General features: G+C 71.0%; 12 protein-coding genes. 7 read left to right on the top strand and 5 right to left on the bottom strand.

Annotated features, from left to right (window positions below):
* Positions 1-16: 16 nt before the first annotated feature.
* Positions 17-838: a ParA family protein gene (locus tag BA895_RS03685; RefSeq protein ID WP_070190532.1), complete on the top strand. Its 822-nt coding sequence runs from the start codon at positions 17-19 to the stop codon at positions 836-838.
* Positions 839-934: 96 nt separating this feature from the next.
* A complete protein-coding gene (locus tag BA895_RS03680; protein ID WP_070190531.1) occupies positions 935-1,984 on the top strand; it encodes an NAD(P)-dependent alcohol dehydrogenase in 1,050 nt (349 codons plus the stop codon).
* Between the two features lie 86 nt (positions 1,985-2,070).
* On the opposite strand, the gene BA895_RS03675 is transcribed toward BA895_RS03680, so the two are convergent.
* Entirely contained in the window at positions 2,071-2,619 is a 549-nt protein-coding gene (locus BA895_RS03675; protein WP_070190530.1) for a pyridoxamine 5'-phosphate oxidase family protein, read from the bottom strand.
* A gap of 66 nt (positions 2,620-2,685) precedes the next feature.
* On the bottom strand, positions 2,686-4,326 hold the full coding sequence (locus tag BA895_RS03670) for a DEAD/DEAH box helicase (protein ID WP_254666307.1): 1,641 nt from the start codon (positions 4,324-4,326) through the stop codon (positions 2,686-2,688).
* Positions 4,327-4,671: 345 nt separating this feature from the next.
* Here BA895_RS03670 and BA895_RS03665 point away from each other — a divergent pair, with 345 nt between their 5' ends.
* Complete coding sequence (locus BA895_RS03665; RefSeq protein WP_070190528.1) at positions 4,672-5,388, top strand: ferritin-like fold-containing protein; 717 nt, start codon at positions 4,672-4,674, stop codon at positions 5,386-5,388.
* Between the two features lie 140 nt (positions 5,389-5,528).
* On the opposite strand, the gene BA895_RS03660 is transcribed toward BA895_RS03665, so the two are convergent.
* The 3 genes from BA895_RS03660 to BA895_RS03650 all read right to left on the bottom strand — a co-directional run bounded on the left by BA895_RS03660 (position 5,529) and on the right by BA895_RS03650 (position 6,926).
* Positions 5,529-5,792, bottom strand: a complete 264-nt coding sequence (locus BA895_RS03660) for a GlsB/YeaQ/YmgE family stress response membrane protein (protein ID WP_070190527.1) — start codon at positions 5,790-5,792, stop codon at positions 5,529-5,531.
* A gap of 166 nt (positions 5,793-5,958) precedes the next feature.
* A complete protein-coding gene (locus tag BA895_RS03655) occupies positions 5,959-6,180 on the bottom strand; it encodes a DUF3107 domain-containing protein (RefSeq protein ID WP_070190526.1) in 222 nt (73 codons plus the stop codon).
* Positions 6,181-6,254: 74 nt separating this feature from the next.
* Positions 6,255-6,926 carry a TetR/AcrR family transcriptional regulator gene (locus BA895_RS03650; RefSeq protein ID WP_070190525.1) on the bottom strand — a complete coding sequence of 224 codons (672 nt, stop codon included), beginning with the start codon at positions 6,924-6,926 and terminating at the stop codon, positions 6,255-6,257.
* Positions 6,927-7,078: 152 nt separating this feature from the next.
* Here BA895_RS03650 and moeB point away from each other — a divergent pair, with 152 nt between their 5' ends.
* The 4 genes from moeB to BA895_RS03630 all read left to right on the top strand — a co-directional run bounded on the left by moeB (position 7,079) and on the right by BA895_RS03630 (position 15,827).
* Positions 7,079-8,254 (top strand): molybdopterin-synthase adenylyltransferase MoeB, encoded by a 1,176-nt coding sequence (gene moeB / locus BA895_RS03645; protein ID WP_070190524.1) that lies wholly within the window; start codon positions 7,079-7,081, stop codon positions 8,252-8,254.
* A gap of 30 nt (positions 8,255-8,284) precedes the next feature.
* Positions 8,285-9,004: an MGMT family protein gene (locus BA895_RS22960; RefSeq protein ID WP_083282931.1), complete on the top strand. Its 720-nt coding sequence runs from the start codon at positions 8,285-8,287 to the stop codon at positions 9,002-9,004.
* 68 nt (positions 9,005-9,072) lie between these two features.
* Positions 9,073-12,330: an ATP-dependent DNA helicase gene (locus BA895_RS03635; protein ID WP_070190523.1), complete on the top strand. Its 3,258-nt coding sequence runs from the start codon at positions 9,073-9,075 to the stop codon at positions 12,328-12,330.
* Entirely contained in the window at positions 12,327-15,827 is a 3,501-nt protein-coding gene (locus BA895_RS03630; RefSeq protein WP_254666302.1) for an ATP-dependent DNA helicase, read from the top strand. The genes BA895_RS03635 and BA895_RS03630 overlap by 4 nt, the downstream gene beginning before the upstream one ends.
* Positions 15,828-15,963: the final 136 nt, after the last annotated feature.

Here is a 15,963-nt window from a genome sequence, read left to right as displayed (position 1 = left end):
TGACAGACTGACCACCATGGCCCGCCGTAACCAGCAGAGCTCGAAGCAGTCCCCCTCGTCGGCACCGGTCGTCATTGCCGTGGCGAACCAGAAGGGTGGGGTCGCCAAGACCACGTCGGTGGCCAGCCTGGGGGCCGCGTTCGCCGAGCTCGGCAAGCGGGTGCTGCTGGTCGACCTCGACCCGCAGGCCTGCCTCACGTTCTCGCTCGGTGTCGATCCCGACGCCGTCGAACGGTCGGTTCACGACGTGCTCACCACCGGTGTGGGGCTGGCCGAGGTCGTCGTGGAGTGCGCTGACGGGGTCGACCTCGTGCCGTCGGCGATCGAGCTGGCGGGCGCCGAGGCGATGCTGCTGGGACGCCCCGGTCGCGAGTACGTGCTGCGCACCGCGCTACGCGCCGCAGCGGCATCCGACGAGGGCGGGCGGCCTTGGGACGTCGTGGTGCTCGACTGCTCGCCCAGCCTCGGGGTGCTCACCCTCAACGCGCTGACAGCCGCGAACGGGCTCATCATCCCGATGCCGTGCGAGATGCTGAGCCACCGCGGAGTGGGCCAGCTGCTCGACACCGTGGCCGACGTGCGCACGATCCTCAACCCCGACCTCGAGGTCTGGGGCATCCTGCCGACCCTGTTCGACGGGCGCAGCAACCACGCCCGCGAGGTGCTCGCCGACGTCGGCGAGCGCTACGACCTGCCGGTGCTCACCCCGGCGATCCCCAAGACGGTGCGGTTCGCCGAGGCCCCGGCCGTGGGCCGTTCGATCCTGACGACGGCCCGCTCGTCGAAGGGTGCTCAGGCCTACCGCGACGTGGCCACCGCCCTGCTGCCGAGGCTGTGAGTCTTCCGTTCCGGGGAATGAACGGCTACAGCGAGACGCTGGAACGAGGAGTGCCGCTTCGATAACCGTCGGTGGCCGACGACCCCAAGGAGATCCATGATCAGCACCGCAGCTATCATCGCCCCCCGCGCTGGAGCAGCGTTCGAGACCGGCACCGTTGAGCACCGCGACCTGCGTGACGACGACATCCTCATCGACGTCAAGTTCGCCGGCATCTGCCACAGCGACATCCACCAGGTGCGGGAGGAGTGGGGCAGCGCGATCTTCCCGATGGTTCCCGGTCACGAGATCGCCGGAGTGGTGGCCAAGGTCGGTGACGGCGTGACCAAGCACAAGGTCGGCGACCGCGTCGGTGTCGGCTGCATGGTCGGCTCGTGTGGCGAGTGCGAGTACTGCAAGAACGGCGAGGAGCAGTTCTGCGTCAAGGGCTCGGTGCCGACCTACAACGGCAAGGACTACGACGGCGAGGACACCCTGGGTGGCTACGCCCAGCAGCTCGTGGTCTCTGAAGACTTCGCGCTACGCATCCCCGAGGGCATCGAGCTGGATGCCGCCGCGCCGCTGCTGTGTGCGGGCATCACCACCTGGAGCCCGCTCAAGCGCTGGGGCGCCGGGCCCGGCAAGAAGGTAGCCGTCATCGGTCTCGGAGGCCTGGGCCACATGGCCGTCAAGCTCGCCGCCGCGATGGGCGCCGAAGTGAGCGTGCTGAGCCGCACCGACGCGAAGAAGGACGACGCCGAGCAGCTCGGAGCCACCGGTTACCACGCCACCTCCGACGAGGAGACGCTGAAGGCGCTACGGGCCAGCTTCGACATCATCATCAACACGGTGAGCGCCGACCTGCCGATGGGCACCTACCTCGCGATGCTCAAGCCGCTCGGGGTCATGGCCAACGTCGGGCTGCCCTCGAACAACTACGAGTTCCCCCCGGGCGCCGTCATCGGGGGTAGCCGTGTCATCGCCGGTTCGGCCATCGGTGGCATCCCGGCCACCCAGGAGATGCTCGACTTCTGTGCCGAGCACGGCATCGCGGCGACCATCGAGACGATCGGCGCCGACGAGGTGGATGCCGCCTACGACCGTGTCGTCGCCGGTGACGTGCGCTACCGGTTTGTCATCGACACCTCCACCATCCCCTCGGCCTGAGCCAGGGGACACCAACGCCGGCCGACGTCGACCCGTCGGCCGGCGTTCGTCTGCCCGGAGTGGGTCTGAGCGTGGAAGCGGCCGCTTCAGTCGGAGGGTAGCGCCGGGAGCCCGTCGATCGAGGTGGCGTTGCGTTCGCGGTGGTAGGCAGCGAGCTTGACCTCACCCCGGGTCTGGGCCCAGGCGTCGAGAACCCCTCGGTCGTTCTCGAAGGCCAGGTTGGGCACGGCGTAGCCGCACGAGTCGGATACCCGCTCGACGTCGACGACGACCAGGCCACGAGCTCCGGGATGGTGACCGAACCGCGATCGATGAGAGGCGAACTCGGCGTCGTCGGGGGTGAGGTAGCGACCGGCGCCGTGCAGTCGCACGATGTTGGGTGCCCCGTCGAAGGCACAGAACATCACGGTGATTCGACCGTTCTCGCGCAGGTGGGCCACGGTCTCGGACCCGCTGCCGGTGAGGTCGAGGTAGGCGACCGTGTGTTCGTCGACCACGGTGAACGTGTCGCCCATCCCCTTGGGCGACACGTTCACATGACCCGTGGCGGACAGGGGAGCGGTGGCCACGAAGAAGAGGTGCTGACTCTCGATGAAGGCCTGAAGCCGACCGCCGATGGCGTCATGCACCCTCATCGCATGCTCCCTTTCGTGGTGTCCGCCCACCTCATCTCGGTGGTGACCAAGAGGGTCACCCTGAGGTCAGTCGGTGGACGTGCCCGCGCCCGCGGTCTGCTTGTCGCGGCCGGCCCCACCCCGACGCCGACGGCGCGGTGAGCGCGACGGACCGGAGTCGTCGGTGGCGGCGGCTTCGCTCGACGGGGCGGCGCTGCTCTCGATGTCGCTCACCGCGGACCCCGCAGCGGCAGCCCCGCCGCCGCGCGTTCGGCGACGGTTGCGGCTGCGCCGGGGACGGCTCTCGCTGTCATCGGCCGGCCCGGCGTCGCGGGACTCACTCGCACGCTCCGGGCGGCGGGCGGCGCTGCCACCGTCACGACCGGACCCGCCCTTGGTGTGGCGGTCACCACCGCTCTTGCCGTGCCGTTTCCCGGTCTCTCCGAGGTCTTCGATCTGCTCGGCGCCCAAGCCCTCGCGGGTCTGCTGTGACCTGCGCAGCCGGCCCTTGGAGTCGGTGGGGATGTCGAGGTCGGAGTAGAGGTGGTCAGAGCTCGAGTAGGTCTCCTGGGGCTCCGGGATGCCGAGATCGAGGGTCTTGTTGATGAGCGCCCAGCGGTGCAGGTCATCCCAGTCGACGAAGGTGACGGCCACCCCGGTGTTGCCGGCGCGGGCCGTACGGCCGATGCGGTGCAGGTAGGTCTTCTCGTCTTCGGGGCACTGGTAGTTGATGACGTGCGTGACGTTGTCGACGTCGATGCCGCGGGCGGCGACGTCGGTGGCCACGAGGATGTCGACCTTGCCGTTGCGGAAGGCGCGCAGGGCCTGCTCGCGGGCTCCCTGACCCAGATCGCCGTGGATGGCCGCGGCGGCGAAGCCACGGTCGACGAGCTCGTCGGAGACCTTGGCCGCGGTGCGCTTGGTGCGGCTGAAGATGATGGTGAGGCCACGATCGCGGGCCTGGAGCATGCGCGAGAGCATCTCGACCTTGTCCATGGCGTGAGCGCGGTAGACGAACTGCTCGACGGCCTTGACGGTATGGGCGTTCTCGTTCTCGTCGCCCATGGCACGGATGTGGGTGGGCTGGGTCATGTAGCGACGAGCCAGGGTGACGATGGCGCCGGGCATGGTGGCCGAGAACAGCATGGTCTGGCGGCTGCCGGGCGTCTGCGACATCAGGGTCTCGACGTCGGGCAGAAAGCCGAGGTCGAGCATCTCGTCGGCCTCGTCGAGCACGACGACCTTGGCCTGCGACAGGTCGAGGTGGCCCTGCTTGGCCAGGTCGATGAGGCGCCCGGGGGTGCCGACGACGATCTCGACCCCGGTGCGCAGGGCTTCGATCTGCGGCTCGTAGGCCCGGCCGCCGTAGACCGTCAGCACGCGGATGCCGCGCCGCCGACCGGCCCGCTCGAGGTCGCCGGCCACCTGCACCGCCAGCTCGCGGGTCGGAGCCACGGCAAGGGCCTGGGGCTTGCCGGGTCGGGCCAGTGCGTCGAAGCCCTCATCGCCGGGTGCGACGACCTGGTTGAGCATCGGCACACCGAACCCAAGGGTCTTGCCGGTGCCGGTCTTGGCCTGCCCGATGATGTCGTGGCCGCCGAGCGCCACGGGGAGGGTCATCGACTGGATGGGGAACGGCGTCAGGATGCCACCGTCGGCCAGGGCCGCGACGATGTCGGGGTGGATGCCGAAGTCGGCGAAGGTCACCTCGGGCACGTCTTCCGGCATCTCGGCTGGTGCCTCGATGACCTCTGCGGCGATGGCCTCGACCGTGAGGTCGGACTCCGTCTCGAGCAGGGGTTGGACGCTGTTCGTGTCGTTCAGGTCAGTCATTGAGGTCTCTCGATCAGCACGAGCACCCCACAAGGGCGTGGGAGCTCAGTGGCTCATGACGGGCCGATCGGAGAGTGTCGTTACGGCGCGTGGCCGCCACTGTTCGGGCGGTTCCACCGGTGCTCATCGTGTTCGCGGGCACCACCAGGGCAAACCATCGGGCCGACCGGGCACCGAGTTGTCGACACCAGTCTAGCGGCAAGCGCCTGCACTCCTGCTCAGGTCACTAGATTGGCCCGCATGAGCGAGCTCCCCGAACGTGCCGCATCCGACCCTGTCGAGTTCGCCGTGCCTGCCGATCCGGGATACCTCGCGGCCGTCACCGACCTGCTCGGCGTGCTGGCCTACGGCGAGCTGCGGGCCTTCACCCAGCTCGCGAAAGACACCGACCTCGCCCCCGACCTCAGTCACAAGTCGTCGCTCGCCATGCTGGCGGCCCAGGAGCTGAAGAACTTCACGTTGCTCTCGGAGCGTCTCGCGGCCCTGGGCGTGGCGACGGAGGTCGCGATGGAGCCGTTCGTCGCACCGCTGGATGCCTTCCACGAACGCACCGTGGCCTCCGACTGGCTCGAGGGCCTGGTCAAGGCCTACGTCGGGGAGGGCATCGCGCAGGACTTCTACCGCGAGATCTCCGCGTATGTCGACGACGACACCCGAGCCCTGGTCACCCGCGTGCTCGAAGACACCGGGCAGGCGGAGTTCATCGTCGGAGTGATCCGCGACGCGATCGTGGCCGAGCCGCGGGTGGCCGGACGCCTGGCGCTGTGGGGTCGACGCCTCGTCGGCGAGGCGATCCAGCAGGCCCAACGCGTCGGGGTCGAACGGGACGCTCTGGCCAGCATCCTCGTCGGCTCACCGGGCCGGGCGGGGGCTGATCTGGCTGAGCTCGGGCGGATGTTCGTGCGGCTCACCGACGAGCACACGAGGCGCATGGAGCGCCTCGGGCTGTCGGCCTGAGGCCCGTTCAGCCTTCCCGCTCGAGCAGCCTTCTCGCTCGAGCAGCAAGGGTGGAGACGCGAACGGAGCAGCACGGCGAAAGGGCCCGACCATGGTGGTCGGGCCCTTCAGACGCATCCGCCTGCGGTACTTGGTCTGGACTACTTCTTCTGCAGTCGGCCGTAGGCCGAGATGCCGACCGCCGCGAGAATCGCGCTGACGATCCAGTACCACCACTTCACGCCGCCGTTGTCGTTGCCGTAACCGAAGATCCCCCCGAGGATCAACGTGCCGACCAACGAGGCGACGATGCCGATGACGATCGTCATCACGATCGAGATGTTCTGCTTGCCCGGCAGGATCAGCCGGCCGAGCGCGCCGATGACAAGGCCGGCGACGATGGCGCCGATAATGGTTCCGATCATGGTGTGCTCCCTCCCTCAAGCCCGGTGTCGGGCGGTGACGGCCCGGGGTCTCCAGGCCGCCTTCAGGCTTTCATGTACCCACTTCATCGCAGGCACGCCACACGCGGTCGAACCGTCAATGTTCGGCGACGCTCCGGTGGCCTCCCGCGTTCTGGGGCGCAGCCTCTCAGTGGGCGCCGAAGCCGACCCCACCCTTCTTCTCCGCGCCGGTGGTCACGTAGCCGATCGACTCGGTCGGCACGATCACCCTGCCGCCCTTGTCGTCGGTCAGCTCGAGCACGTCGGAACCACGCGCCGCCTTGACGGCGGCCACGAGCTCGTCGGCCGTCAGCGTCGTCTCGAAGGTGATCTCGCGCGCCACGTTCTGCACGCCGATGCGAACCTCCACGTCAAACCCACTCTCTCCGTTCTGGTGCGCTGCGCTGCAGCGCCTGGTGATGCGGAACGACCCGCACCGCCACCTTAACGAGCAGGGGTGGCGACCGATTCCCGCGCGCCATCGGAACGCGCGCCGCTCTTGCTCGCCACTGCCGGGAAGGCGCTGATGCCGCGACGGATGAGCGAACCCGTGACGCGGATGGCGGTCTCCTTGGGCAACGTCGCCTCGTGGGTGAGCCAGTAGCGGGCCGATGTCTGGGCCAGGCTCACCAGCTGGACCCCGACGAGCATCGCCTCCTGCTGGCCCAGCGACGACTCGCTGATGATGATGTCGGCCATCGCCTGGGCACAGGTGAGGTCGATCTGGTCGAGCCGGCTCCGCACCTCGGGCACGTTGGCGAGGTCGGACTCGAAGATGAGCCGGAAGGCGGCTCCGTCCTGGCTGACGAAGTCGAAGTAGGCACCGACCATGGTGGCGATGCGGGCCTTGTTGTCGGTGAGGGCGAGGGCGTCGCGCACGAGCGTCTCCAGCTCGCTGGCGTGCTGGTCGATCAGGGCCAGGTACAGCTCGAGCTTGCCGGGGAAGTGCTGGTAGAGCACGGGCTTGGACACGCCGGCGCTCGCCGCGATGTCGTCCATGGCTGCCTGGTGGTAGCCCTTCTCGACGAAGACCCCGAGCGCGGAGTCGAGCAGCTGGGCGCGTCGCTCGGAGCGGGGCAGGCGCTGGCCCCGGGTCGCCTGGAAGTCGTCGTTCATCGCCATCCTCGCCTGCGTCGGGTCTCGGCCTGCTGCGAGCGTCGGCGTGAGGACGACTCCTGGCGACGACAGCCCGGGATCACCATACCGAGCAGTAGGTCGATGACGCCTCAGGTAGCCGTCGTTGCGCGGCACCGCAGTACGGTGAGGCCATGCCCACCGATCCCCTGGTGACGACCGGTCGGCCGCTCGAGCCGGCCGAGGTCACCCGTTACGCCCGCCACCTCCTGCTGCCCGGCGTGGGCCGGGAGGGCCAGGAGCGGCTCGCCGCGGCCAAGGTGCTGGTGGTCGGAGCCGGCGGCCTGGGCTCGCCCGCGTTGCTCTATCTCGCCGCCGCCGGTGTCGGCACGATCGGGGTCGTCGACGCCGACGTCGTCGAGCTGACCAACCTCCACCGCCAGGTCATCCACTCCGACGACGACATCGGCCACCCGAAGACGGCATCCGCCGAAAGGGCCGTGCACCGGGTCAACCCACACGTCACGGTGGTTCGTCACGACGTGACGCTCGACTCGGGCAACGCCCTGTCGGTCATCGCCGACTATGACGTGGTCGTCGACGGCACCGACAACTTCCCGACCCGCTACCTCGTCAACGACGCGTGCGTGCTGTTGGGCAAGCCCCACGTCTGGGCCTCGATCCTGCGGTTCGACGGGCAGGTCTCGGTGTGGTGGGCGGGGCACGGCCCTTGCTACCGCTGCGTCTTCCCCGAGCCGCCGCCCCCCGGCACGGTGCCGAGCTGCGCCGAGGGAGGCGTGCTCGGCGTGCTCTGCGCCGCCATCGGGTCGGTGCAGTCGACCGAGACGGTCAAGCTGCTGCTCGGCATCGGTGAGCCACTGGTCGGGCGTCTGCTCGTGCACGACGCCCTGCGCCAGACCTGGGACGACCTCACGGTGCGCCGCGACCCCGACTGCCCGGTCTGTGGCGACTCCCCGACCGTCACCGAGCTGGTCGACTATGAGCAGTTCTGCGGGATGCCGGTGGGCGGGGCAACCACGACCGACCTGCCCTCCGTGTCGGTCAGTGCCATGGCGGCTGAGCTGGCGAGCCCCCACCCCCCGGTGCTCGTCGACGTTCGAGGTGAGCAGGAGCGGTCCATCGCCAGCATCCCCGGGGCGGTCCCGATCCACCTCGACAGATTCCGCGACGGCGGCGCCTTCGCCGAGCTGCCACGAGACCGTCGGGTGCTGATCCACTGCAAGGTCGGCGGCCGTTCGGCCGAGGCCACCCGGCTCGCGCTGGAGGCGGGCTTCACCGACGTCGCCAACGTCGAGGGCGGCATCTTGGCGTATCTGCGCGAGATCGACCCGAGCCAGCCCGAGTACTGACCGAGAACCCGAGAGAACGCAGGAGACATCGTGTCGGTGGAGGATCACGCCGCCCGCGTGCTCGACCTCGTGGCGCGCATCCCCGAGGGGCGGGTGCTCGCTTACGGCGACATCGCCAAACGGCTGGGGGGCCTCGGCCCGCGCACCGTGGGCACGGTGATGAGCCGGTACGGCTCCGACGTGCCGTGGTGGCGGGTCATCCGCGCCGACGGGCGCCCACCGCAGTGCCACGAGGACGAGGCTCGCGAGCACTGGCGCGCCGAGGGAACCCCGATGGTGCGCGGCCTCCTCGAGGGTGGTCGGGCCGACCTCGCGCTGGCCCGTTGGGACTTCGATGGCGAGCCGGCTCTGACGAGCGGGCCACGCGGTTCACTGCACCACGTCGAGATCTGGGTGTCCGACATCACGGCTGCCGCGCGGGAGTGGGGGTGGTTGCTCGACCGGCTCGGCTTCCGGCTCGGTGACGACTGGGGCCACGGTCAGGCGTGGGAGCTGGGCAGTCTCTACATCGTGGTGGAGTCGGGCCCCGACGTCGTGGCGGGCGCTCACGAGAGAAAGCGAGCGGGAGTCAACCACCTTGCCTTTCATGCGGGCTCGCGAGCCGAGGTCGATGCCGTGGCCACCGACTGCGAACAGGGTGGCTGGTCGCTGATGTTCGCCGACCGGCATCCGCACGCAGGGGGGCCCGACCAGTACGCCGCCTACCTCGAGAGCGGGGAGGGCTTCGAGGTCGAGCTGGTCGCCGACTGAGACGGATGCCGTTCGGCGTGGTGGGGCAGCGGGCCGCCTCCGTCGGCGGGCTGTGATGGAATCCGTGAGTGGTCATCCTCCGTCGCGCGCCAGCCTTCGTGGCCGACGCGGCGCCTCTCGACGTGACGCAGCAGCGGGTGCTCGACTCGTCGGCGAAGGTGCTGCGGGTGCTCGGTGGGCCCGGAACGGGCAAGTCGACGCTCGCCGTCGAGGCCGTGGTCTCGGCGGTGCGATCGGGTACCCGGGCCGACGCCTGCCTGGTGCTCACCTCGAGCCGGTCGGCGGCCGCGGCGCTGCGGCAACGAGTCACGGCCCGGCTCGACGGCACGTCGACCGAGTCACTGGCGCGCACCTGGCAGGCGTTCGGGTTCGGCGTGCTGCGCGCCGAGGCCACCCTGCGCGGCGACCCGGCGCCGCGCCTGCTCAACGGCCCTGAGCAGGACGTCATCCTGCGCGACCTGCTCGCCGGCCACGCAGCCGGTGACGCCCCCGGGCCGAGCTGGCCGGCGTCCGTGAGTGATGCCCTGACGACGCGGGGCTTTCGAAACGAGCTGCGTGACCTGCTCATGCGCACCGTGGAGCACGGCCTCGTCCCGGCCGACCTGCACGAGCTCGGGCTGAGGCACGACCGTGCGGAGTGGGTCGCGGCCGCGCAGGTGCTGCGCGAGTACGACGAGGTGACCTCCTTCAGCCGACACGGCGCCTACGACCCGGCCTGGGTGCTGACGGCGACCGCCGACCTGCTCGCTGACGACGAGCAGGCGCTCGCCCGGCTGCACGAGCGACTCGACCTCATCGTGGTCGACGACGCGCAGGAGCTGACGTCAGCCGCGGCGCGGCTGCTGCGGGTGATCGCCCCGGCCGGGCCGCGCATGGTGCTGCTCGGTGACCCCGACTCTGCGGTGCAGACCTTCCGCGGTGCCGACCCGCGGTTTCTGGCCGACGGTTGGCGTGAGCTGGGGCCCGACCCTCGACCGGGCGTGCCGTCGACCCGGTCCGTGCAGAGCGAGACGGTCATCCTCGGCGCGAGCGCCCGGTTGCCCGCGTCGGTCGCCGCAGTGGCCCTTCGCGTCAGTCGCCGTATCGGGGCCCTCGGCGGGGGGGCCCAGCGGGGCGCGGCCAGCCGAGCAGAGACGGGCAGTGTCGGCAGTGTCGATGTCGCCCTGCTGCGCTCGGTCGCCCAGGAGGCCAGCCACATCGGCTCCCTGCTGCGCCGGGCGCATCTCGTCGAGGGTGTCGGCTGGAACGAGATGGCCGTCATCGTGCGAGGTTCGGGTCGGGCCGCCACCCTGCGCCGTCTGCTCGCCTCGGGTGGCGTTCCGGTGACGGCCCCCGCCACCGAGACGCCCGTGCGCGACGAGACTGCTGTGCGTCCGCTGCTCGTCATCCTCGAGGAGTCGTTGGCGATCTCGCGGGCGCGGCACTCGGGTGGCGACCACAAGATCGACCCGGTTCGAGCGGCCGACCTCCTGCTGTCGCCGATCGGGGGTTCGGATGCCGTGAGCCTGCGTCGCCTGCGTCGACTGCTTCGCCACGACGAGCTGGCCGCCGGTGGCGCTCGGTCGAGTGACGAGCTGCTCGCCGAGCTGCTGGTCGAACCCGGCCGGGCTGTGGTGATGGGAACGCCCGCTCGGGCGGCGGCCCGGGTCGCCGCCGCCCTGGCGGCAGGGGTCGCTGCGGCTCCCATCGCCGACGACGGGCGCTGGGCGGCCGGGGTCAGTGCCGAGCAGGTGCTCTGGGCCGTGTGGCAGGGGTCAGGGGTCGCTGAGACGTGGCGGCGCACGGCCCTGGGCGGGGGACCGGGCGGCGAACGTGCCGACCGTGACCTCGACGCCGTGCTCGCGCTCTTCGAGGCGGCCGGCGCCTTCGTCGACCGCCTGCCGCAGGCCGGGCCAGACCAGTTCGTCGACCACATCACCGGCCAGGACGTTCCCGGTGACACGCTCGCCCCGCGAGCCCAGGCCGGCGCGGCCGTCGAGCTGCTCACCCCTCAGACCGCGGCAGGGCGGCAGTGGCGCATCGTGGTGGTCGCCGGGGTGCAGGAGGGCGTCTGGCCCGACCTGCGGCTGCGGGGGTCGGTGCTCGGATCCGAAGACCTCGTCGACGTCGTGTCAGGTCGCCCCCACGGCTTCCGGGCTGCTCAGGCCGCCGTGCGCTACGACGAGACGCGGCTGTTCCACGTCGCGATCTCCCGGGCCACCGAGCGGCTCGTGGTCACGGCGGTCGGCAACGAGGACGAGCAGCCGTCGCCTTACCTCGACCTGGTCGACCCCAGAGATGACGACGGAGCCGAGGGGGCCGATGACCGAGCCGGTAGGGGCGACGGTAGAGACAGCCGTATCGACGACGAGGTGCGGGCCCACACCGAGGTCGGCCGGGCGATGACGCTCACCGGGCTCGTGGGGGAGCTGCGGCGCGAGGCGGTCAGCCCCGACCCCGGTGTGTCGGAGCCGGCGATCGGCCTGCTGGCGCAGGCGGCCCGGTCGGGGGTGGCCGGCGCCGACCCGGGCTCGTGGTGGGCCCTTCGGGGACTGACGAGCGACCGTTCGGTGCGGGCCCCCGACGAGCTCGTGCGGGTCTCGCCGTCGAAGGTCGAGTACTTCCGCCAGTGCGGGGTTCGCTGGTTCCTGTCCGCGGTGGGGGGTGAGGGCCCCTCCCAGGGAGCCGCGACCATCGGCACCCTGGTGCACGACATCGTGGCCGAGCACCCCGACGCCGACATCGCCGCTCTGGGCGCACAGGTCGACTCGCAGTGGGGCCGCCTCGGTCTGCGTCCCGGCTGGCTCACCGACCGCAAACGCCAGGAGGCGCACGACATGGTGGCGCGTTACGTGGCCTACCGCGTCATCGCAGAGGGGCAGGGCTGGGCGCCGGTCGGTATCGAGACCGACTTCCGGGTGACGGTGGGCCGGGCCGAGCTCAGTGGTCGGGTCGACCGCATCGAACGCGACGACCGCTCACGGCTGCGCATCATCGACCTCAAGACCGGTACCGGCAAACCGACCCAGGCCGACCTCGAGCAGCACGGCCAGCTCGGTGCCTACCAGGTGGCGGTCGAGGCGGGCGCGTTCGAGACACTCGGCGACCAGAGCGCGGGGGCGGCGCTGGTGCAGATCGGCAAGGCCGGGCTCTCCGGGCTCAAACCGAGTGTGCAGCAACAGGCACAGCTCGGGCAGGCACCTGACCCCGGCTGGGCCCGGGCCCTGGTCGAGGCGACCGCTGACGGCATGGGCGCGGCCGACTTCACGGCCACCGCCGGCAGCTGGTGCAAGACCTGCGCGCTGAAGTCGTCGTGCCCCGTACAGCCCGAGGGGGAGTCGCTGTGACCCGTCACTCTGCGCTCGACATCGCCGCGGCTCTCGGCCAGCCGAACCCGACGACCGAACAGTGCGCCGTGATCGAGGCCGGGCCGCGGCCACTGCTCGTGGTGGCGGGCGCAGGGTCGGGCAAGACCGAGACGATGGCCGCCAGGGTGGTGTGGCTCGTCGCGAACGGGCTCGTCGAGCCTGACCAGGTGCTCGGGCTGACCTTCACCCGCAAGGCTGCGGCCGAGCTGTCACAGCGCATCACCACCCGGCTGCGGGCCTTGGTCAGAACCGGCCTCTGGTCTCCACCCACCGACGACGGAACGGGGGCCGAGGTGCTCGGCGGCACCCCGACCGTCTCGACCTACCACTCCTACGCCGGACGGCTGGTGCGCGAGCATGCCCTGCGGGTGGGCATCGAGCCCGAGTTCCGGGTGCTCACCGAGGCCGGCGCCTGGCAGCTCGCAGCCGAGGCGGTGAGCCGCTACGACGGCCCGATGGCCGGTGTCTCCAAGGCCGAGTCGACGATCATCGACGCGGTGATGTCGCTGGCGGGTGAGATGGCCGAGCACGTACGCACGCCGGAGGAGGTCAGCGCCCATCTCGATGAGGTGATCGCCCGGGTCGACTCCCTTCCCGACGGTGACGGGCCAGGTTCGCTGGCCGGGGTGCGCAGCGCGCTCGCGGTGTTGCGCGAGCGCAGGGCCGTGCTGCCCGTGGTTGAGCAGTTCCAGGCGCTGAAGCGAACGAGGGAGTCGCTCGACTTCGCCGACCAGATGGCTGTCGCGGCCCGGCTGGCATCGAGGGTTCCCCTCGTAGGGCAGATCGAGCGGCAACGGTTTCGGGCGGTGCTGCTCGATGAGTTCCAGGACACCTCCGAGGCCCAGCTCGCCGTGCTGCGCTCCCTCTTCCACGGGGCTGAAGGTGCTGGTGACGCCGGTGGTGGTGGTGACACGGTTGCCCTCACGGCGGTGGGTGACCCGAACCAGTCGATCTACGGCTGGCGGGGGGCGAGTGCCACGACGTTGACGCGGTTCCCGACCGAGTTCGCCGACGCGGGCGGGCTCGCCCAGGTGCTTCCGCTGTCGACGAGCTGGCGCAACGACCGTCTCGTGCTCGAGGCCGCGAACATCACGGCGGCCCCCCTCGCCGCAGCCCACGTCAAGCCGCTCACGCCCCGGCCCGGCGCGGGTGACGGCACGGTGTACGTGGCCCGGCTCGAGGGCATCGAGGCCGAGGCCACCCACGTGGCGGAGTGGATCGCGCAACGGTGGCGCTCCCCGAGCGGGCGGCGCACGGGCCTGACGGCGGCCGTGCTGTGCCGGCGCCGCTCGCACTTCCCCTTCGTCATCGACGCCCTGCGCGCCGCGGACCTGCCCGTTGAGGTGGTGGGCCTGGGCGGGTTGCTGATGACTCCCGAGATCGGTGACCTCGTCGCCATCCTCTGGGTCGTTCAGGACCCCTCGCGGGGAGACCAGCTGATGCGCCTCCTCACGGGCCCGGTCACCCGTCTGGGGGCAGCCGACCTCGACGGGCTGTGGGCCTGGGCCAGGGAGCTGCACGCGAGACCGTGGCGAGTGGGTCATCCGCCGGCCACCCAGGGCGTCATGTCGCTGGGTGGCGAGCAGGGTGACGGGCAGGGTGGCGAGCAGGGTGACGGGCAGGGTGGCGAGCAGGGTGGCGAGCAGGGGAGGAACCGGGGGGTCGACCGAGGCGGCGAAGGGCTGGCATCCGGCGCCGTCGGGGGGGTGGCCGAAGGTCTGCGCCACGCCGACCTCAGCCCCGACAGCGCCGACGCCGCCAGGCTCGTCGAGGCGCTCGACGAGCTGCCTCGACCCGGCTGGGTCAGCCGGGGCGGAGCCCGTGTCAGCGACGCCGCGCTCGCCCGCCTCACCGCGCTGGCCCAGGTGGTGCGGTCGTTGCGACGTCTCACCGCACTGCCGCTGATCGACCTTGTCGCGCAGGCCGAGCGGGCCCTCGGCCTCGACATCGAGGTGCTGTCTCGACCCGAGCACACCGCTTCCACGGCGCGGGTGCACCTCGACGCCTTCGGTGACGTCGCCTCCCGGTACGCGATGACGTCCGACCGGCCGACGCTTGCGGGCTTTCTCGCCTGGCTCGATGCCGCACGCGACCAGGAGCGGGGCCTCGACGCCGGTCACGTCGAAGCCGCCAGCGAAGCCGTGCAGGTGCTCACCGTTCATGCGGCCAAGGGCCTCGAGTGGGACCTTGTGGCCGTCCCCGCCCTGGTGGAGTCGGTGTTTCCCGACCACTCGGCGAGGGCCGTGCGGGTCACCACCGCAGCGGAGGGCGACTGGGTCGGAACCGGACGCCCGAAAGACCTCGGCTGGCTCACGGGAATCGACTCCGTTCCCTACGACCTGCGGGGCGACCGCGACGGGTTGCCGCACCTCGACTGGAGGGGGCCGTCCGACCGTAAGTCGCTCGGTCGCGACCTCGAGTCGTTCGCGCTCGCCGGGGGAGCGCACGCCGTGGCCGAGGAACGCCGGCTCGCCTACGTGGCCTTCACCCGCGCCCGGTCGCAGCTGTTGCTCTCGACCCATTTCTGGGGGGCGACGCGTAAGGGGCTCTGTGCTCCGTCGCGGTTCCTGCGCGAGCTCATCGACGAGCTGGGCCCCCGTCTGCGCGTCTCCGCCTGGGCGCCGGCGCCGCTCGCCGTCGACGACGGCAAGGGCGGGCTCGTCTCGCCGCCGAACCCGCACCTCGCGCACGCTGTCTCGGGTCAGTTCCCCTACGACCCGATGGCGACGCGACGGACTGCCCTGCTCGAGGTGGTTGACCGGCTGGTCGCGGCGCGGTCCGCCGAAGACCACGAGCTGGTGGGTGACCCCCGTCGTGGCGACCTGCACCTGCTCCTGGCCGAGCAGGCGGCGCGGCGCCAGAGCGGTGAGGCCCTGGTCAGCCTGCCCCGCCACCTGTCGGCCTCGAACATCGTGGCGCTCGCCCGTGACGCCCAGGCCTTCGCGATGTCCCTGCGACGACCGATGCCGGGGCCACCGGCACTTGCGGCCCGACAGGGCACGGCCTTTCACGCCTGGGTCGAGCAGCACTACTCCCGGGCGTCGTTCGTCGACCTGTTCGACCTGCCCGGCAGCGCCGACGACGATGCGGAGGCAGGAGACCTCGCGCTACCGCGCATGAAGGAGCTGTTCCTCGAGAGTGAGTGGGCCGGCCGGATCCCCGACGAGATCGAGATGTCGATCGAGACCCTCATCGACGGCATCGCCGTGCGGGGCCGCATCGATGCCGTCTTCGCCCGCGACGACGGTGGCTACACGGTCGTCGACTGGAAGACGGGTCGGCGGCCGACCGGGGAGGACGCGCGCGTGCGCGCCCTGCAGCTGGGGGCCTACGCCGTTGCCTTCACCCGGCTGCGCGGGCTGGAACCCGAGCAGGTCGACGCGGCCTTCTACTACGCGGCCGACGGCAGCACGGTACGACCCGACGTGCCGGATGCCGCGCAGCTCGCTGACCTGCTGCGCGCCGTTCCCGACTGACCGGCCGCGCCGTCAGCGCGGCCCGTCCTGTGCCGTTGGAATCGCTCGGTCGGTCTGGGTGCGGGTCGGCTACGTCAGTGATGCGTGGGGCGGGTCAGTGACGTAGTGATCCCGGAGTCGGAGTTGGAGTCGGAGT

It is taken from the genome of Humibacillus sp. DSM 29435 (assembly GCF_001758225.1).
Classification (GTDB): Bacteria; Actinomycetota; Actinomycetes; order Actinomycetales; family Dermatophilaceae; genus DSM-29435.
The sequence above is the reverse complement of the archived record's forward strand: the minus strand, read 5'-3'. Positions and strand labels throughout refer to the sequence as shown.